Here is a 17,048-nt window from a genome sequence, read left to right as displayed (position 1 = left end):
GGCGAGCGCGCGTCGAGGCCCGAAATCGTTCACGCGGTTTCGTAACCTCCCATTACACGAGTCTACAGAACTGAAAGCTCACAACGATTACCCCGATTTAATCCCCTCGCCGAGTACTCTCTGATGGGGGTTTCATGACAGAGAACACATCTCGTCGTCGCTTCCTGAAAGCGACGGCAGCGACCGGTGCATTGGCTGGATTGAACGCGACGGTCCTCGCTCAGGGCGGCTCGAACGAGGAGGTCATCGTCCTCGGCGGGAAGACGAGTGGCTGGCAGGGCTGGCGAGTCCCGGGCGCGGGGTCCGAGAACGTCCCGAAGAACCCGACGCTGAACCTGCAGACGGGGACGACCTACACCCTGATCTGGCAGAACGTTGACGGTCAGCCCCACAACTTCGCAATTCAGGACTCGCAGGGCAACAACCTGCAGGTCCTCGAACCGCTCTCGGTACCCGAGGACGTCTTCACGCAGGTCAACGAGACGGCCTCGAACGAGAGCGTCTCGCTCAACGTCTCCGACGGAAACGTGACCGGCGTCAGTGCCGGGAACGCGACCGGCGGCAACGTGACGGGCAACCAAACCGGCGGCCAGCAGTCGACCGAGTCGCTGGTCGACAAGACAGAAATCATCTCCGAGCAGGGCGCGGTGCAGGGCGCTCGGTTCACCGCGACTCAGGAGATGGCGACTTACATCTGTCTGGTCCACCCGAACACGATGGTCGGCGACGTGTCGACGCAGGGCGGCGGCGGAGGCGGTGGCAACAACAGTTCGATGTAACGTCTGGTCGTCGGGCCGACAGGGGCGGCCGGGCGACTGTTCGACCGCACTCCTTCTACTCGTTTCGCGGACTGCTCGGGTGGTAATCGGTATCGTACTCGCCCGGCCGGTCGTCCATCCGGTCGGGGTTGATGCGGCCACCCAGGAGCATGAAGTCGACCAGCGTCAGCGCAAGCATCGCCTCGACGACCGGGACGCCGCGGGGCGGAAGCACGGGGTCGTGGCGACCGATGACCTGTTCGTCCTTCTCCTCGCCGGTCTCCCAGTCCACCGTGGTCTGGGTCTTGGGAATCGAGGTCGGCGCGTGGAGCGTGACCTCGCCGTAGATGGGTTCGCCCGTGGTGATGCCGCCCTGTAGCCCGCCGTGGTCGTTCTCGGTCGGTACGGGGTCGCTCTCGTCGGGATTCTCGGGGTCTTCGAACTCCCATTCGTCGTTTCGCTCCATCCCGGTGTACTCGCGGGCCTCGCGGCCCAGACCGAACTCGAAGGCGGTCGAGGCGGGCACGCTCATCATGGCCTGTCCGAGTCGAGCCTCGACCGAGTCGAACCTGGGCGCGCCGAGGCCGCGGGGGACGCCCCGGGCCTCGAAGTAGATGGACCCGCCGATAGAGTCGCCCTCCTGCTGGTACTCGTCGATTCGCTCGCGCATCTCCTCGGCGGTCTCGGGGTGGGCGCACCGGACTTCGTTCTCCTCGCTGTGGTCGAGCATCTCCTCGAAGGAGACCTCGGGGGCCTCGATGTCGCCGATTTGGTTGACGTGAGCCTTGAGTTCGACGCCCTCCTGCGAGAGGATTTTCTTGGCGATGGCTCCGGCCGCGACCCAGTTGACCGTCTCGCGGGCCGACGACCGGCCGCCGCCGCCCCAGTTGCGCGTGCCGAACTTCGCCGAGTAGGTGAAGTCGCCGTGGGAGGGTCGGGGCGCGGTGATAAACGGCTCGTACTTCTCGGACTTGGCGTCCTTGTTGTCGATGACCATCCCGATTGGCGTTCCGGTGGTGTAGCCGTCCTGTAGCCCGGACTTAATCGAGACGTGGTCCGGTTCGCCCCGACTGGTGGTTATCATCGACTGGCCGGGCTTGCGCCGGTCGAGGTCTGCTTGCACGTCCTCCTCCGAGAGTTCGAGACCCGCCGGGCACCCCGAGACGGTGACCCCCATCGCCTCGCCGTGACTCTCGCCGAACGTGGTCACTTGAAAGAGGCGTCCGAAGCTGTTTCCGTTCATTGGGGGAACGTTGGTCGGGGCCGGTATTTATGGTTTGGAGTAGGTGCAAGTTGGTCCTGCAATGGTAGGGGAAGCGACCGTTGTCCGACTCGCCGTCGTCGCCGCCACGGTCCTCGGCCTCTGGCTCGGAGCGCGACTGTTGGTCGATTCCGCGGTCCGACTCGCCCGTCGCGCCGGTCTCTCGGAACTCGCCATCGGCCTCACCGTCGTCGCCATGGGGACCTCGACGCCGGAGCTCGTCGTGACGACCGACGCGGCGCTGGCCGGCGCGGGCGACATCGCGGTGGGGAACGTCGTCGGGTCGAACATCTACAACCTCGCGTTCATCCTCGGGGTCGTGTCCCTCCTCGAAGTCGTGCCGGTCGAGCGGTCGCTGGTCCACCGCGACGGCCTCGCGCTCGTCGCCTCGACGCTCGCCGGATTCGCCGCGATGGCAGACCTGACGGTCGGGCGCGGCGAGGGACTGCTGTTGGTCGGTTCGTTGGTCGCCTACATCGGCTACCTGCTCGCCGCCGAGTCTCGGCGCGGCGTCGAACCCGGCGAGGACAGTTCCCCGCCGGATTCGACGCCAGCATTCGATGTGGGACGGAACGCCTCTCCGGCCCGGAACGCTGCTCTCCTCGCGGCCGGTCTGGCAATCGTGCTGGTGAGCGGCCACTTCATGGTCGAGGCGGCGACCGCGCTGGCCCGCGGGGCGGGCGTCTCGGAGTGGGTCATCGGCGGGACGATAGTGGCGGCGGGCACCTCGACGCCGGAGTTCGCGGTCTCGCTGGTGGCGATTCGCCGCGGTCGCGTCGGCGTCTCGGTCGGCAACGTGGTCGGGAGCAACGTCTTCAACGTCCTCGGCATCCTCGGGTTGGGTGCCGCGGTCCGGCCGCTCGCGGTCTCCGGGGCGGCGCTGGAGAGCATGGCGTGGCTGACGGTCCTCGTCGTCGTGATGGTGGTCGCGCTCTGGTCGGGACGCAGACTCTCGCGCGCCGAGGGCGGCCTGTTCGCGCTCTCGGAGTTGGTCCGGTGGGCGCTGGGCCTCCTCGGAATCGTCGGATAGCGCTAACTCATTACCCAACTGTTATTTCGTCCGCGGACAGACGCCCCGAGTATGGTTCCCTCTCCGACAAGACGCCGCCTACTGGCCGCCTCGGGCGCAGTCGCCGGGGCGCTCGGGAGCAGTCGGCTTCTCACGTCTGCTCGCTCGACTGCCACCGGTCGTTCGTCGTCCTCCACTCGCTCGCCGCCCGCCACTCGCTCGTTCCTCTCAGATTCAGCCCCCGGCGGAGCGTGGCCGATGGCACAGCACGACCCCGCGGGCCGGAACCACGCGCCGTCTGCCACCCCGCCGAAAGACGGCGCGGCAGTCCGCTGGAAGCGCGAAATCGACATCGACCGCGGATTCGGCTACGCGCCGACTCCAATCGTGGCCGAGGGTCGGGTGTACGCCGCCGGGCGAGAACTGCTGGTCCTCGACGCCGAGACGGGCGCGGTCGAGTTCCGCGTCGCCCGTCGTTCTCGGACGCCCCCGGCGGTCGCCTCGGCCCGGGCCTACCGGTCGCCGACGCTCGCAGTCACCTCCTCGCGGGGCGTCACCGGTCTCCACGCCAACGGCGGCCTGAGGATTTTAGGGTCCCACCTCGGCGTGACGCGGTGGAAAGGCGGAGACAGCGACCGACAGACGGCTTTCTTCGGGGCGGAACCCCAGACCTCGCCGCCGGTCGTGGCGGGCGGGACGATTCTGGTCGCCGCGACGGACGAACTCCGCGCAATCGACGCGAGTAGCGGGAAAACTCGCTGGCGGAAAGACGTGGACACGCGCCGTCCGGCGGTCCACCGCGGGACGGTCTACGCCGCCGAGTACCCCGGCGGCGTTCGCGGCTACGACCTCGAAACCGGCGAGGACCGATTCGACGCCGAAGTCGATGTCGCCCCGCCGCTCTCGGTGACGGCCGGGCCGGACCAGTTGGTCGTCGCCACGGACGACGGTCTCGCGGGCCTGTCCTACGACGGCGAGACGCGCTGGGAGTTCGCACCCGAGGAGTTCTCGCGGGACTACGGCGCGGTCGCGCTGGCCGAGGGCGTCGCCTACGCCGGGTTCCGAGGAGAGGACGACAGCTATCTCGTCGCCGTGGACGCGGCCGACGGGAGCGAACGCTGGCGGAGCGAGACCGCGCCGGAGGAGACGCCCCAGTTCGCGCCGCCCTCGGTCGCCGACGGCGTGGTGTACGTCCCGACGGAGGACGGCGGGATGGCCGCCGTGGACGCCGGAGACGGCCACCTCCGGTGGCAGTTCGGTAAGGATGCAGACACCCACGGTCCGTGGTCCCCGGCCGCGCTGGTCGGCGAGACGCTGTACGCGATTGGCGACGGGCACGTCTACGCGCTGGAGGAGCCATGACCGAGGAGGACTCCTCGCTCTCGACGACCGGCCTCCTCGCCGACGCCCGCGACCGACTCGCGGCGAATCCGGCGGCGTCGGTGGCGCTCCTGCTTGCGGGCGCACTCGTCGCCGGGGCCGACTGGTATCTCCTTCGGAGTCCGGTTCCGACCGCCGGTTACGAGGGGATTCAGGACGGTCGGGTGACCGTCGCGTTCGAGTTCGTGGTGTCGGTCGTCTCGCGGGCGACGGTGCCGCCCTCGGCCCTGCTCCACCTCAAGTCGCGGTGGCTGGCGACCGCGGTCGGCCTCGAACTCGTCGCCTTCCTCGCCGTCGTCGCGGCGAGCGCGTTCGCCCTGAGTCGGTTGCTGGAGACGCGACTCACGCTCCCGGCGCTGGCGCGGTACGGCCTCGTCGCGGCGCTCCTCGGGGTCGGTGTCGGTCGGGTGGACTTCGAGGGCGGAGCCGTGCTTATCGGGATTCCGCTCATCGTGGCCTTCCTCGTCGTGACGGTCCGTCTGGTCCCCTTCCCCGGTCGCCTCGTCCTCGGCGAGTCGGTCGGGACCGCGCTCCGGCGGAGTTGGACCGAGACGCGGGGCCACGGCTGGTCGCTGTTCGGCGTCGTCCTCGTCGTCGGGCTGGCGAATCACCTGCTCGCGAGCGCGCCGCTGGCGGGACCGGTCGGGAGCGGGGCGATGGCCGCAGTCCACGCGGGCGTCGTCGCGGCGGTGATTCGGCGGACGGGCGGAGAAACGCAACTTTGAACCACTTTAAGCAACCAAAACTTATCTTTAATAAATAAATATAATTTTATCCCAGTCACTCGACCAGTTCGTCGGCTCGAATCGCCGCGAACGGCACCAGCATCTCCTCGGGGTGGAGACCGCCGTGCATCCCGACGTATCCCAGATTATCGGGTTCCTCGTCGCCCCACCAGACGCCGAGATTGCGGTGAGAGACCACCACGTCGCCGAGCCGCCGCCGGAAGGTCTCGGAGGGCCCCACGTCGCCGAATAGCTCGCGGTCGAAGATTTCGGCAGGCTCGAACACTCGGGAGTCCAAATCGGCGCGCAGGGCCTCGGCGACCTCCTCGACGCGGTCCGCCCGCAAGTGGAGGTGGACGTTGCGCGGACTCCCCGAGAACTTGACGGGCGTGCCGTCGGCGTGCTGGCGGAGCGCGGCCACCAACGCCTCGCGGCGGTCCAGATTCACGTTGCGCTCGGGGTCGGTGTTGACGTGCCCGTGGTCGGCGGTGACGACCACCAGCGTCTCCTCGGCGGTGTCGCCGTCGAGGCCCGCGAGCGCCGATTCGACCGCTGAGAGGACCTCGCCGACCGTCTCGCGGTAGTCCGCCGAGTCGGTGCCCGTCCGGTGGGCCTCGGCGTCCACGTGGGGCAGGTAGGCGAAGCAGTACGACGGCGCGTCGGCCGCCTCGACGGTTTCGGGGACAACCTCGGCGAACTCTTCCAGCGTCTCGTAGCCGTGGCGCCGTGCGCCCTCGTGGGTCGTCTCGTAGGGCACGACGTGATGAGCCGAGATGCCGTCCGCGGCCAACTCGGGGTAGAGCGACTCGGCGGCCGAAAGCTCCTCGCGCGAGATGGCCGGTCTCTCGCCGTCCTTGTTCAGGAACGGCAGGGCCTCGAACTCCTCGTCGGCGGTCGGTTCGTAGACGTTCCACCCGACGACGCCGTGTTCGGCCGGGAGCGACCCGGTGTGGAACGTCTCCATCGCCGCGGCGGTCTCGCTCGGATAGATGGACGTGAGGGGGGTGATTCGCGCCGCGGAACTCAGTCGGTCGAGGAGTCCGTGGTGGTCGCGCTCGCGCCGCCACTGCCGGAAGCCGAGGCCATCGACCAGCACGACGAGGACGTTCTCGACCTCGTCGTCCCCTACGTCGGCCAGCGCGTCCTCGGGCAAGGTGCGACCGGTGTCGGCACCGAGGAGGGACGCCACGGTGTGGGGCACGTTAGCGAAGCAGTAGCCCTCGTAGTCCGGAAAGAGGAGACCCTCCTCGCCGAACTCCCGCCGGAGGTCCTCGGCCACGTCGGTTCGGAGCATTTGGCGGGGGTTCGACTACTCGGGGAAAATAAGTGTCGATGGTGTGGGAGGGGGTGAAAAACAGTAAGCACAAAAAGAGCAGTCGGAAAGACTGCCGAGAATACTTGGAAGCAGGTTTATTGAAGCCCCCGCCCGGTCGCGGTCGCTGAGCAGGATATTCGGTGCGCTCTCAGCACCGCCCGCGCACCGAATAGTTGCCTGCTCAGGCGACTAAACTGAACGCCGGGAGACAAACCGCGTCTCCCGAGGTCACCCTCGCTTCGCTCGCGTGACCGCGACCGGGCGGCCCCTTCATCCCACCCACGGTGGACTGGTCGAATAAGCTCTTTCTCGGCGGTTGGTCAGTCGAGCGCATCCTCGACGGTTGGTCGGCCTGCTGTCCATCGCCCGGAAACCGCGTTTCCGGGCGATTCACGTCTCCGGGCAATTCTCGGTTGCGAGCGATTACCGATTCACGGTCGCGCCGAGTTCGTAGAGGACCTCGAAGAAGTCGGGGAAGGACACGTCCACGTGTTCTCCTCCCGAGATGGTCGTCGGGCCGTCGGCCGCCAGACCGGCGAGCGCGAGCGCCATCACGATGCGGTGGTCGCCCCGACCGTCCACGACGCCGCCGGTCAGGTCGCTCTCGTCGCCGTGAACGACGAGGACGTCCTCGCGCTCCTCGGTCTCCGCGCCGATTTTCTCCAACTCCTCGGCCATCGCGGTCACGCGGTCGGTCTCCTTGTACCGGACGTGTTCGCAGTTGACGATGCGAGTCTCGCCGTCAGCGACCGCGCCGAGCGCCGCGAGAGTCGGCAGGAGGTCCGGGGTGTCGCCCACGTCCACCTCGACGCCCGAGAGGTCGGACTGCTCGACCGTGAGGACGCCGTCGTCGCGGTTCCAGTCCACGTCGGCCCCCATCCGACCGAGGACGCCGACGATTTTCGAATCGCCCTGCGCGCTGGGGTAGGCCCCTCGGACCCGAACCTCCTCGCCCTCTCTCGCGGCGACTGCGCCCGCCCCGAGGAGGTACGAAATCGAGGAGAAGTCGCCCGGCACGTGGTACTCGCCGTCCTCGGGTTCGTAGAACTGGTCGCCCTCGACGCGGTAGGAATCTGCACGCTTCCCGGCCTCGACGCCGAACTCGTCCAGCAGTTCGATGGTGATGTCCACGTAGGGCGCGGACTTGAGTTCGGTTTCGAGTTCGATGTCGATGCCCTCGTCGGTGACGGCCCCGGCCATCAGCAGGGCCGAGACGAACTGCGAGGAGACGTCGCCGGGCATCGACACCTCGCCGCCGGAGATGGGGCCGCCCACGACGAGGGGTGCCTGCCCGTTCCGGCGGGTGCTTTCGGCCCGACCGCCTAGCTCCTCGATGGCGTCCAGAAGCGGGCCGTGAGGCCGCGAGCGCAGCGAGCTGTCGCCGGTCAGGACCGTCATCCCGTCGGCGAGCGCGGCGGCCGCAGTCACGAGTCGCATGGTCGTCCCGCTGTTCGCGCAGTCCAGCACGTCGCCGGGGACCTCGGGTTTGCCGTCGAACCCGTCTACTTCGAGGTGGTCCGATTTCCGTTCCACGTCCCCGCCGAAGGCGTCCACCGCCCGCATCGTCGCCTTCGTGTCGGCACTGACGAGCGGGTCGTAGACCAGCGCGCCGCCGGAGTACCCCGCGGCCAGAATCGCCCGGTGAGTGTAGCTTTTCGAGGAGGGCGCGCGGGCCGTCCCCGAGAGCGTCGATGGCTCGATTTCTACGTCCATGTCCGGCCCGACGACCCGAGGGCGTATCAGAATACCGGAGGGCGCAATTCGTCTCGCCTATCGAACGACCGTCACGGGGACCGTCGCGCGCCCGACGATTCCCTTGGCGGTGGAACCGACCAGCCCCTCGTACTCCTCGGAGAGGCCGCGGTGGCCGACGAAGATGGCGTCGAAATCGTTGTCGTCGGCGTACTCGGTCAGGACCTCGACCGGTTCGCCGTAGAGCATGCCGGTCTCGACCTCGACGCCGGTTTTCTCGCCGACTTCGAGCGCCTCGTCGAGGGCCTGCTGGGCGTCCTCCTCGGCGTCTTCGACGTCCTCGGCCACGAGTTCGTCGGCGGCCTCGGCGTAGCTCATCGGCGGGTCGTCTCCGCCGGTGAAGAACTGCTCGGGGACGACGACGCTGACCGCGACGATTTCCGCGCCGGTCGCGGCGGCCTGTTCGACCGCGTACCGGAGCGCCGCCATGCTGGACTCGGAGCCGTCGACCGCGACGAGGTATCTCATGCGGGATACTTCGACGCGCGCGGTGATTTGGATTGCGGCCGGGACGACCGGAAATCGGGACGAAAGAAACTCAGACCTCTCGCTCGCGCTCTGGTTCGCGGTCGGAGATTGCTTCGCTTCGCCCGGGCGACTCCATCGCGTCGGCGATGCGCTCAATTGCCCGGACGAACCGCGCCGCGAGGTGGAAGAACCGCCAGAGGAGGTAGAGTCCGAACAGCCAGACTACGAACGTCACGCCGAGGAGCGGCCGGGTTGCGACGACGATGCTGTACAGGACGACGACGAGCGCAATCGCTCCGAGCGCGATTTTGAGGTTGGGCGAGGGTTCGTATCCTCGCCGTGGCGGTTCGTCCGGGGACATGACACTCGCCACGAACGCCGAGGTGGAATACTTTTCGTCGTCCTGTCGGGAAACGTATTTACCGCGCCGCCGAGTCGCCCCGGACGTGCCACCGTCGAGACGCCGTCTGTCCCGGTCGAGACGCCGCCTCCTCCGGGCCGGAACGCTCGCGCTCGCCGGGTCGCTCGCGGGGTGCGTCTCCGGCGCGCTCGACGCCGAGGAGTCGGCCGACGAGACCGAGGACTCGACCACCGAAAGCGAGGCGACCCGCACCCCCGGGGAGGACTCCTCGGTTCCGGAAGGGTCGAAGAACAAGGCGTCCGCCGAGTTCCCCGAGGGGCCGAAATCCCGGCCCGAGCGCCCGGCGGACCTGACCGCCGAGAGCGTCCGCGAGTACGTCTGGGCCTTCGAGCGTCGGTGGGTGTACAACCTCCTCTACCGCGACGGTTCGACCGACGTGCATCGGGAGTGCGGCGTCGATTCGGTCGAAGCGTACGGCGAGGGCTTTCAGGTCGTGGTCTGGTGTTCGGCGTGGGCCAACTCCGGCGAAGGCGAGACGACCGTCCACGCCGACTACTTCACGCAGTACGCGACGTATTTCGTCGGCCCGGACTCGACGGTTCGACGGGACGGAGAATTGAAGACACGCCGATAGGAATTGTTTTTGTTTTCTAAAGCAATGTTTGGATTGCTTTCGCGGCGGATTCAGCGATTCTCCGGTCGGTCGTCGTCCACGCCGAGGAGCGCGAAGACGGCGACGAGAATCAGCGTCTCCTCGCGGAACGCGTCCACCACGGCCATGACGACCGCGACGAACAGCACGAGGAAAATCGCCCGCTGCCACCCCGGCCGGGACGCCGCGAAACCCATGCCGAGGTGTTGGACGGCTGATTTGATAAAGCTGGGTTCTGGGTCGGTACGGTCGTTACTGTGGTGGAGTCCGTAATTGGACTGTAAGAAACAGAGCTGTGATGTCGTCCGCTGAAGCCCCCGGTCGCTCGCGGTCGCTCTGCGGGATATTCGGACCGCTCCGCAACGCCCGGTCCGAATAGTGGCCCACAGAGACGACGAAACTGAACGCGAGCGACCGGCCCCTTCATCCCACCCTATTTGGTGTTCCATCGGGCGTTTGCCAGTGGTCTGTTCCACCGAGCGCACGCTGGCCGCAGACCCGGCGACGTTCAGCAGAGTGGGACCACCGACTGGTTTCTGCCGGTGGACAAACCGACCCCTTCGGCGGACTGAAAGGGCGAGCGGGGTTCGCGGTCACGCGAGCGGAGCGAGGGTGACCTCGGAAGACGCGGTTTGTCTTCCGGCGTTTACCGTGGTCGTCTCCGGCGACCCTATTCGCGGGCCGGGTTGTGCGGAGAGGCCCGCGAATATCCGGCGGAACGACCGCGAACCGCGCGAGGGCTTTCGAGGACACCGCGGCCCTATCGATTCCTGCGGTTCCGAGCGCAGGGGTAGTCAAAACTGCCGTTTCAGCTTTACCTCCATCTCCGAGGCGTTCCGGAACCCGTATCGTTTTCCGCCCTCGGTCGCTTTCGGCAGGTATGGACCCAGACCTATCCCCGCTCTCGGACGCGCTCGGTGACGCTGGCGTAGACGGCTACCTCCTCGACGCCGACTCCGGCGAGTCCGACCAGTTGTACCTCTCGGGCTTCGACGCGCCGGACGCCTTCGTCACGCTCTACACGCCCGACGGGACCTACCTGCTGGTCTCCGGGCTGGAGTACGGCCGGGCGGTCGAGGAGAGCCGCGCCGACGAGGTCGCTCGCCTCACCGACTACGGTTTCCACGAGAAGGTCGGCGAGTACGGTCGCGCCGAGGCCGAACACCGGGCCTGCGCCGAGTTCCTCGCGGACCGCGGCGTCGAGTCGGTCGCCGCGCCGGAGCGGTTCCCCCTCGGGACCGCCGACGACCTGCGCGAGCAGGGCGTCTCGGTCGAAGTCCTCCCCGACGACGTGGTGACCCGGATTCGCGCGACCAAGTCCGACGAGGAGGTCGAACACGTCCACGAGGCCCAGCGCGCCAACGAGGCCGCGATGGCCGCCGCCGAGGAGATGCTGGCCGAGGCCACCGTCGAGGACGGCCTGCTCTACCACGAGGAGGACGGCGAGCGCGAGGTCCTGACCAGCGAGCGCGTCAAGGAGGAGATAGAGGTCACGCTCCTGCGCCACGGGTGCGGACTCGACGAGACCATCGTCGCCTGCGGCGCGGACGCCGCCGGGCCGCACAACCGCGGGAGCGGCCCCCTCGAAGCCGGAGAGACCATCGTCATCGACATCTTCCCGCGGAACAAGTCCACCAAGTACCACGGTGACATGACCCGGACCTTCGTGAAGGGCGAACCCACCGAGGAGGTCCGAAAGCGGTACGACGACACCCACGAGGCCTTCGAGGCCGCCCTCGACGCGGTCGAACCCGGCGTCACGGGGCGCGAGGTCCACGACGCGGTCTGCGACGTTTACGAGGAGAAGGGCTACGACACCCTCCGGAACAACCCCGACGCCGAAACCGGCTTCATCCACAGCACGGGCCACGGTATCGGCCTCGACGTGCACGAACTCCCGCGAGTCAGCCCCGACGGCGGCGAACTGAAACCGGGCCACGTCATCACCATCGAGCCGGGCCTCTACGACCCCGAAGTCGGCGGCATCCGCATCGAGGACCTCGTGGTCGTGACCGAAGACGGCTACGAGAACCTGACCGATTATCCGATTCAGTTGCAGGTCGAGTAGGCCGAGCGTCGAACTCGGTCGGCGTTTCGACTCCGGTCTCGTTCTTTTGCATCGCACCCGCCACAACGGGGAAGTACGCGACTCTCGAACTCAGAAGCCATGCTTGGACGCGAGACCGAGAGAGCCGACCGAGAGGAGCGACAGCGGGACCAAACCGGGGCCGGGAGCAGTCTGCTACAGAAGGGGCTTCCCTTCGCGGTCGCCTTCGCGGCCGGGTTCATTTTCGGCAGGCGGCGCAGGGGCGAGCCGAGCGCCGAGGGCGAGGAGGGCCACCTGAGCGAGGCCGCCAGCGAGGTCCGCGAGAAAGCGACGCAGGCGGCCGAAGGGGCCACCGACCAGCCCGGTTCGATGGGAAGCGTCTCGGGCGAGGAGGCCCGAGAGGAGGCCCGAGAGGAGGACCGCGAGGGCGAAGCGAGCGAGAGCGAGGCGGGCGAGGAAGACGTGGAAGGCGCGCAACCCGCCGGAACCGAGGCCGCGGGAATCTCCGAGGAGGTCGCGGACCGCTCGCCGCCGACCGCCCACGGGATGCCGATGCTCGGTCTCGGCACCTACCAGATGGAAGAGTACGACGAGTGCGTCGAGGCGGTCCGGCAGGCCATCCAGATGGGTTACCGCCACATCGACACCGCCGAGGGCTACGACAACGAGACCGCGGTCGGCGACGCCGTCGTGGAGGCCGAAATCGGGCGCGAGGACCTCTTTCTGGCGACCAAGGTCAGCCCCGACAACCTCGATTACGACCACGTGCTGACCAGCGCCGAGGAGAGCCTCGAACGCCTCGGCGTCGATTCGGTGGACCTGCTGTACGTCCACTGGCCGATGGGCGAGTACGAACCCACCGACACGATGGAGGCCTTCGCGGAACTCCGCGACGAAGGTCTCATCGAGGAAATCGGCGTGAGCAACTTCACGGTCGAACTGCTGGAGGAGGCCATCGAGGCCTCCGAGGAACCCATCTTCGCTAATCAGGTCGAGATGCATCCCCTCCTCCCGCAGACCGAACTCCGGCAGTTCTGCGCGCAGGACGACGTGGACGTGGAGCTGGTGGCCTACTCCCCTATCGCTCGCGGCGACGTTTCGGACGTGGACGAACTGCAGGAGGTCGCCGACAAGCACGACGCGACGCCTCAGCAAATCAGCCTCGCGTGGCTCCGCGAGAAGGAGGTCACCGCCATCCCGAAGGCGACCAGCGAGGAGCATCTCCGCGAGAACTGGCTGAGCCTCGGCGTCGAGTTGGACGACGAGGACGTCGAGAAAATCGACTCCATCGAGGAGCGCGAGCGCATCGTGGACCCCGACGAGGCCCCGTGGAACCAGTAGCCCGCCCGAGACGTGCCCACTAAGGGCATATTAGGAACTTTATCATGAATGACCATTATCTTTAACTGCCGGAGTTCCTTCGGTCGAACCGTGATGGGTAGATGAGTGCGGACGCCGCCGACGCCGACGCCGACCGCCCCGAGTTCCCGCGACCGCCCCACGCCGTCACCGACGCCGAGGGGCGCACCCTCCAGTTCCGCTCGGCAGACGCCTCTCCAGACGACTCTCCGACCGACACGCGCGAGGCGCTGGCCGAGATGTACGACGATTTCGGCCCGGCGGACCGCGCACAGGGCATCCCGCCAGCGAGTCCCCGGCGGCGCGAGGAGTGGCTCGACAGGCTCTCGGAGGGCATCGAAGTCGTCGGGTGGCACGACGGACGGGCGGTCGCCCACGCCATTTTGCTCGACGGCGGGCCGGGCCACGAACTCGCGCTGTTCGTCCACCCGGACTACCGCCGGGCGGGCGTCGGGTCGGCCGTCATCCGGGCGCTCCTCGGGCAGGGCCGGTCGCTGGGCGTCGAGCGCGTCTGGCTCTCGGTCCAGCGGACGAACCGCCCGGCGGTCAAACTCTACCGCGGCGTCGGCTTCGAGTCCTGCGACTCGGGGAGCGCGGAGTTGGAGATGGCGCGCTCGCTGTAGAGCGGCGAGAGCTTGGTCGGGCAGTCCACCGGAATGCGAATTCTCGACAATCCACCGGAATGCGCTCGCTTGACAACCCACAATGGGTGGGATGAAGGGGCCGCCCGGTCGCGTTCACGTGGTCGTCTGGCCGGGCCACTATTCGCGGCGGGCTGTGCGGAGAGCCGCGAATATCCCGGCCAGCGACCGCGACCGGGCGGGGGCTTCAAGAAACGTTCACAGTTCCGTCTCTGGTAGTTCCTCGTCCTGCTCAAAGGTTCGTAGCGAACTCCTTTTGAAAGCCGACCGGCTATCTCCTCTCGATGAAGCTACTCGTCGTCGGCGCGGGCGAGATGGGTCGGTGGTTCGGCGAAGTCGTCGCGGCGCACGTCGAGGAGGCGGACGTGGCGTTCGCCGACACCGACCCCGAGACTGCCGAGGCGGCCGCCAGCGCGGTCGGCGGCCGGGCGGTCTCGCTCTCGACCGACGAGCGATTCGACGCGGTTTGCGTGGCGGTGCCGGTCTCGGCGGCGAAGTCGGCCATCGAGGCCCACGCACCGAAGGCCGAGGAGGCGCTGGTGGACGTGACCGGCCAGATGACCGGGCCGGTGGACGCGATGCGCTCCGCTGGCCCCGAGCGAGAACGCGTGAGCCTCCACCCCCTGTTCGCCTCGGCCAACGCGCCCGGCAACGTGGCGGTCGTGGCCGACCAGCGAGGACCGACGGTCGATTCGATGCTGAACGCGCTGGAGACGGCCGGGAACCTCCTCGTGGAGACGACGCCCGAGGAACACGACGAGGCGATGGAGACGGTGCAGGCCGGGACCCATGCCGCAGTACTCTCGTTCGCCCTCGCGGCCGAGGAGGTCCCCGAGGGGCTGACGACCCCGATTTTCGAGGAGCTGTCGGCGGTCGCCGAGCAGGTCACGGGCAACACGCCCGCCGTCTACGCCGAGATTCAGGAGACCTTCGGCGGGGCCGACAGGGTTGCCGAGGCCGCGAGGCGTCTGGCCGACGCCGACGAGTCCGAGTTTGCGGAACTGTACCGGGAAGCGAGCGAGAGCGCGATTGCAGAGCGAGAGACCGCCGAGACGGAAGCGAAACGAGAGACAGAAGACGGACAAAAGGACGACTCATGAACGACGAACTACGCCAGAAGGTCCGCGATAACGCCAAATACCTCCGGAACGTCCGGCCGATCGACGCCGACGAAATCGCCGAGTACGTAGAGAGCCAGCCCCATCCCGGCGTCGTCCGCCAGATTCTGCGCGAGGAGGCGGCCTCGCTCGGTCTCGTGGAGCGCGAGGACCGAACCTTCGCGCCGGTCGAGGAGGGGCCGATTACCCCGACTTTCCGGGGCGTCGAGGCCTTCCCGCCGGAGTACGGCCACCGACTCGAAGACCTGCTGGTGGGCAAGTTCGGGGTGGACTGGCAGGACGGCGAGTCGGGCGACGAGTTGCGCGCGGCGATTCGCAAGCTGAAGGAGGACTACTACTGGAACAACCCAGTCGAGTACGGCGAGACCGCCGCGCTCGGCTACGCCGTCTACCACCTGCCGGACAACTACGCGGTGGTCCAGTACGTCCTCGACGAACTCGGCGAGGAGGGCCTGCTTGACCGGGACCTCCGCGTCCTCGACGTGGGCGCTGGCGTCGGCGGTCCGGCGCTCGGGGTGGCGGACTACCTCCCCGAGGACGCGCTGGTGCGCTACGACGCGGTCGAACCGAGCGACCCAGCGGCCGAGGTCTTCGACCACATGCTCGAGGACGCGGGCCGGAACTTCCACGCCGAACGCCACCGCGAACTGGCCGAGGAGTTCGAGGTTCCGGAGGACAGAGAGTACGACTTGCTGTTGTTCGCCAACGTCCTCAACGAACTCGACGACCCCGAGGCGGTCGTCCGCCGGTATCTCGACGCGCTGGCCGAGGACGGGGCGCTCCTCGCCATCGAACCCGCCGACCGCGAGACGGCTATCGGTCTGCGGGAGGTCGAGCGCGCCATCGCCGACGAGGGCGACGAGGTTTCGGTCTTCTCGCCGACGCTTCGGCTCTGGCCCGGCGAGCGCCCGACCGACCGCGGGTGGTCCTTCGACGTGAAACCCGACTTGGAAGTTCCGGGCTTCCAGCGCAGGCTGGACGAGGGCGAGCGCGGGCCGGACGCCGGGAGCCGGGGCGGTGCCGGAGGCGCGAGCGACGCCGAGGACCACCCGGCCCCCGGAAGCGGCGAGTTTGTCAACGCGGACGTGCAGTTCGCCTACTCGATTCTGCGCCCCGACGGTCGGCGAAAGCTGGATTTCACCGCCGACGCCGACCGGGTCGCCAAGATGGCCGAGATGGACCGCCACGTCACCCAGCGCATCGACCTCGCGGCGGTCAAACTCAGCCACTCGCTGGCCGAGGGCGACGCCAACCCGCTGTTCAAGATCGGCGACGGGAGCGAGTCCGAGGACCACTTCGCGGTGCTGACCCGCGAGACCTCGCTGAACCGGGACCTGAAGCGGGCGGACTACGGCGACTTGCTCTCGTTCGAGGGCGTGCTGGCGCTGTGGAACGACGACGAGGAGGCGTATAATCTGGTTGTAGACGAGGAGACGATTGTTGATGCGGTCCCGGTATAGGATTTGTTTGTTTAATAATTGTTTTCATCCCCTATTAATACAATTATATTTATGTAAACTCTATTTCATTGGTTGCGGCAGGATTGATTATTTGCCCGTTTATTACGGTGTACGCTTTCAATAGTGAGTTTCGATGCGCGTGACGAATGTTTTTAACCTTTGGATTAGAATGAAAGTACAGCGTCTATGAGATGGACTCTCTGTGCTCTAATCGAAGAGAGGGTTGACTACTGATGTTTTGCTGGCGCGAGTCTCCTAACTATGGAGGCGCATGTGGGTTTGGTAGCCTGCGTGTTTCTCAGAAAGGTAAATGGAAGCCAACATCAATCCGGACCCCCTTGGTATGGGGGTTCTCGTCGGAGGAGAGTTGATAAGAACGGGTCTTCTGGGCGGCAACCCTTGGGTTGCCGCCGCAGGCGTGATAATCTGCGGGTCGAGCATGGTACTCGGCTTCGTAGTAGCGCACACCCGGTCGAAAGAAGCCGACCGCCCGAAGGACGTGAAAACGAAGTAAGGTAGGTCCGCACCGCTCTTTGAAGCGGTACAACTCCATAGATTCGTATATTTTTGACTGATGCTCTTTTTCGGCCGTTTAAGGTCCTATCTGATTTATAAGAATAAACCTACAATAGTAGTTATTGTGTGACAACAGAAAGGTTTGGAAGCCAACCGTCATTACGGCCGGTGGTAAAGCGGCCGCTCACTCGTCGGACAGCCGGTGGTAAAGCGGCTGTTATCGGGT

17 protein-coding genes are annotated in these 17,048 nt (G+C 67.0%); 11 read left to right on the top strand and 6 right to left on the bottom strand.

Features of this window, described 5'->3' with window-relative positions; all coding sequences use genetic code 11:
- The first annotated feature begins 134 nt into the window (after positions 1-134).
- Positions 135-779 carry a twin-arginine translocation signal domain-containing protein gene (locus tag EPL01_RS13415; RefSeq protein ID WP_135825786.1) on the top strand — a complete coding sequence of 215 codons (645 nt, stop codon included), beginning with the start codon at positions 135-137 and terminating at the stop codon, positions 777-779.
- Between the two features lie 55 nt (positions 780-834).
- Here the strand turns inward: EPL01_RS13415 and aroC are convergent, their stop codons facing one another.
- Positions 835-2,001 carry a chorismate synthase gene (aroC, locus tag EPL01_RS13410; RefSeq protein WP_135825785.1) on the bottom strand — a complete coding sequence of 389 codons (1,167 nt, stop codon included), beginning with the start codon at positions 1,999-2,001 and terminating at the stop codon, positions 835-837.
- 61 nt (positions 2,002-2,062) lie between these two features.
- On the opposite strand from aroC, the gene EPL01_RS13405 reads away from it, so the two are divergent.
- The 3 genes from EPL01_RS13405 to EPL01_RS13395 are packed head-to-tail and all read left to right on the top strand — an operon-like array spanning position 2,063 to position 5,133.
- Positions 2,063-3,049, top strand: coding sequence for a sodium:calcium antiporter (locus EPL01_RS13405; protein ID WP_135825784.1), 987 nt, complete (start codon positions 2,063-2,065; stop codon positions 3,047-3,049).
- 51 nt (positions 3,050-3,100) lie between these two features.
- On the top strand, positions 3,101-4,390 hold the full coding sequence (locus EPL01_RS13400; protein ID WP_135825783.1) for a PQQ-binding-like beta-propeller repeat protein: 1,290 nt from the start codon (positions 3,101-3,103) through the stop codon (positions 4,388-4,390).
- The gene (locus EPL01_RS13395) at positions 4,387-5,133 is read left to right on the top strand and encodes a hypothetical protein (RefSeq protein ID WP_135825782.1); all 747 of its coding nucleotides are present in this window, start codon (positions 4,387-4,389) and stop codon (positions 5,131-5,133) included. The genes EPL01_RS13400 and EPL01_RS13395 overlap by 4 nt, the downstream gene beginning before the upstream one ends.
- A gap of 55 nt (positions 5,134-5,188) precedes the next feature.
- Here the strand turns inward: EPL01_RS13395 and EPL01_RS13390 are convergent, their stop codons facing one another.
- The 4 genes from EPL01_RS13390 to EPL01_RS13375 all read right to left on the bottom strand — a co-directional run bounded on the left by EPL01_RS13390 (position 5,189) and on the right by EPL01_RS13375 (position 9,029).
- The gene (locus EPL01_RS13390) at positions 5,189-6,427 is read right to left on the bottom strand and encodes an alkaline phosphatase family protein (RefSeq protein ID WP_135825781.1); all 1,239 of its coding nucleotides are present in this window, start codon (positions 6,425-6,427) and stop codon (positions 5,189-5,191) included.
- 444 nt (positions 6,428-6,871) lie between these two features.
- Positions 6,872-8,161 (bottom strand): 3-phosphoshikimate 1-carboxyvinyltransferase, encoded by a 1,290-nt coding sequence (gene aroA / locus EPL01_RS13385; protein ID WP_135825780.1) that lies wholly within the window; start codon positions 8,159-8,161, stop codon positions 6,872-6,874.
- Positions 8,162-8,218: 57 nt separating this feature from the next.
- A complete protein-coding gene (locus tag EPL01_RS13380) occupies positions 8,219-8,668 on the bottom strand; it encodes a universal stress protein (RefSeq protein ID WP_135825779.1) in 450 nt (149 codons plus the stop codon).
- Between the two features lie 70 nt (positions 8,669-8,738).
- Positions 8,739-9,029 (bottom strand): DUF8066 domain-containing protein, encoded by a 291-nt coding sequence (locus EPL01_RS13375; RefSeq protein ID WP_246045699.1) that lies wholly within the window; start codon positions 9,027-9,029, stop codon positions 8,739-8,741.
- 85 nt (positions 9,030-9,114) lie between these two features.
- Between EPL01_RS13375 and EPL01_RS13370 the strand changes: the two genes are divergently transcribed.
- A complete protein-coding gene (locus EPL01_RS13370) occupies positions 9,115-9,663 on the top strand; it encodes a hypothetical protein (protein WP_135825778.1) in 549 nt (182 codons plus the stop codon).
- Between the two features lie 50 nt (positions 9,664-9,713).
- Here EPL01_RS13370 and EPL01_RS21720 read toward each other — a convergent pair whose 3' ends face one another.
- Entirely contained in the window at positions 9,714-9,878 is a 165-nt protein-coding gene (locus tag EPL01_RS21720) for a hypothetical protein (RefSeq protein ID WP_168215912.1), read from the bottom strand.
- Between the two features lie 683 nt (positions 9,879-10,561).
- Between EPL01_RS21720 and EPL01_RS13365 the strand changes: the two genes are divergently transcribed.
- From EPL01_RS13365 to EPL01_RS13340, 6 genes are all read left to right on the top strand, one after another.
- Positions 10,562-11,749 carry a M24 family metallopeptidase gene (locus EPL01_RS13365; protein WP_135825777.1) on the top strand — a complete coding sequence of 396 codons (1,188 nt, stop codon included), beginning with the start codon at positions 10,562-10,564 and terminating at the stop codon, positions 11,747-11,749.
- A 525-nt stretch (positions 11,750-12,274) separates the two neighbouring features.
- Entirely contained in the window at positions 12,275-13,069 is a 795-nt protein-coding gene (locus EPL01_RS13360; RefSeq protein WP_210424153.1) for an aldo/keto reductase, read from the top strand.
- A 101-nt stretch (positions 13,070-13,170) separates the two neighbouring features.
- Complete coding sequence (locus EPL01_RS13355; RefSeq protein ID WP_135825776.1) at positions 13,171-13,710, top strand: GNAT family N-acetyltransferase; 540 nt, start codon at positions 13,171-13,173, stop codon at positions 13,708-13,710.
- Between the two features lie 302 nt (positions 13,711-14,012).
- Entirely contained in the window at positions 14,013-14,828 is an 816-nt protein-coding gene (locus EPL01_RS13350; protein WP_135825775.1) for a prephenate dehydrogenase, read from the top strand.
- Positions 14,825-16,306, top strand: a complete 1,482-nt coding sequence (locus tag EPL01_RS13345; RefSeq protein ID WP_135825774.1) for a small ribosomal subunit Rsm22 family protein — start codon at positions 14,825-14,827, stop codon at positions 16,304-16,306. Before EPL01_RS13350 ends, EPL01_RS13345 begins: the two co-directional genes overlap by 4 nt.
- 310 nt (positions 16,307-16,616) lie before the next feature.
- Complete coding sequence (locus EPL01_RS13340; RefSeq protein ID WP_135825773.1) at positions 16,617-16,820, top strand: hypothetical protein; 204 nt, start codon at positions 16,617-16,619, stop codon at positions 16,818-16,820.
- Positions 16,821-17,048 lie beyond the last annotated feature (228 nt).

It is taken from the genome of Halorussus ruber (assembly GCF_004765785.1).
Lineage (GTDB): Archaea > Halobacteriota > Halobacteria > Halobacteriales > Haladaptataceae > Halorussus > Halorussus ruber.
Note: the sequence above shows the minus strand (reverse complement) of the source record. Positions and strands in the feature narration are given on the sequence as shown.

Excerpts from the sequence above, each read along its gene's own strand:
- EPL01_RS13360 (WP_210424153.1), top strand. The coding sequence starts at position 12,275 with ATGCCGATGCTCGGTCTCGGCACCTACCAGATGGAAGAGTACGACGAG.
- EPL01_RS13415 (WP_135825786.1), top strand. The coding sequence starts at position 135 with ATGACAGAGAACACATCTCGTCGTCGCTTCCTGAAAGCGACGGCAGCG.
- EPL01_RS13355 (WP_135825776.1), top strand. The coding sequence starts at position 13,171 with ATGAGTGCGGACGCCGCCGACGCCGACGCCGACCGCCCCGAGTTCCCG.
- EPL01_RS13405 (WP_135825784.1), top strand. The coding sequence starts at position 2,063 with ATGGTAGGGGAAGCGACCGTTGTCCGACTCGCCGTCGTCGCCGCCACG.
- EPL01_RS13400 (WP_135825783.1), top strand. The coding sequence starts at position 3,101 with ATGGTTCCCTCTCCGACAAGACGCCGCCTACTGGCCGCCTCGGGCGCA.
- EPL01_RS21720 (WP_168215912.1), bottom strand. The coding sequence starts at position 9,878 with ATGGGTTTCGCGGCGTCCCGGCCGGGGTGGCAGCGGGCGATTTTCCTC.
- EPL01_RS13375 (WP_246045699.1), bottom strand. The coding sequence starts at position 9,029 with ATGTCCCCGGACGAACCGCCACGGCGAGGATACGAACCCTCGCCCAAC.
- aroC (WP_135825785.1), bottom strand. The coding sequence starts at position 2,001 with ATGAACGGAAACAGCTTCGGACGCCTCTTTCAAGTGACCACGTTCGGC.
- EPL01_RS13380 (WP_135825779.1), bottom strand. The coding sequence starts at position 8,668 with ATGAGATACCTCGTCGCGGTCGACGGCTCCGAGTCCAGCATGGCGGCG.
- EPL01_RS13395 (WP_135825782.1), top strand. The coding sequence starts at position 4,387 with ATGACCGAGGAGGACTCCTCGCTCTCGACGACCGGCCTCCTCGCCGAC.
- EPL01_RS13340 (WP_135825773.1), top strand. The coding sequence starts at position 16,617 with ATGGAAGCCAACATCAATCCGGACCCCCTTGGTATGGGGGTTCTCGTC.
- aroA (WP_135825780.1), bottom strand. The coding sequence starts at position 8,161 with ATGGACGTAGAAATCGAGCCATCGACGCTCTCGGGGACGGCCCGCGCG.
- EPL01_RS13350 (WP_135825775.1), top strand. The coding sequence starts at position 14,013 with ATGAAGCTACTCGTCGTCGGCGCGGGCGAGATGGGTCGGTGGTTCGGC.
- EPL01_RS13390 (WP_135825781.1), bottom strand. The coding sequence starts at position 6,427 with ATGCTCCGAACCGACGTGGCCGAGGACCTCCGGCGGGAGTTCGGCGAG.
- EPL01_RS13365 (WP_135825777.1), top strand. The coding sequence starts at position 10,562 with ATGGACCCAGACCTATCCCCGCTCTCGGACGCGCTCGGTGACGCTGGC.
- EPL01_RS13345 (WP_135825774.1), top strand. The coding sequence starts at position 14,825 with ATGAACGACGAACTACGCCAGAAGGTCCGCGATAACGCCAAATACCTC.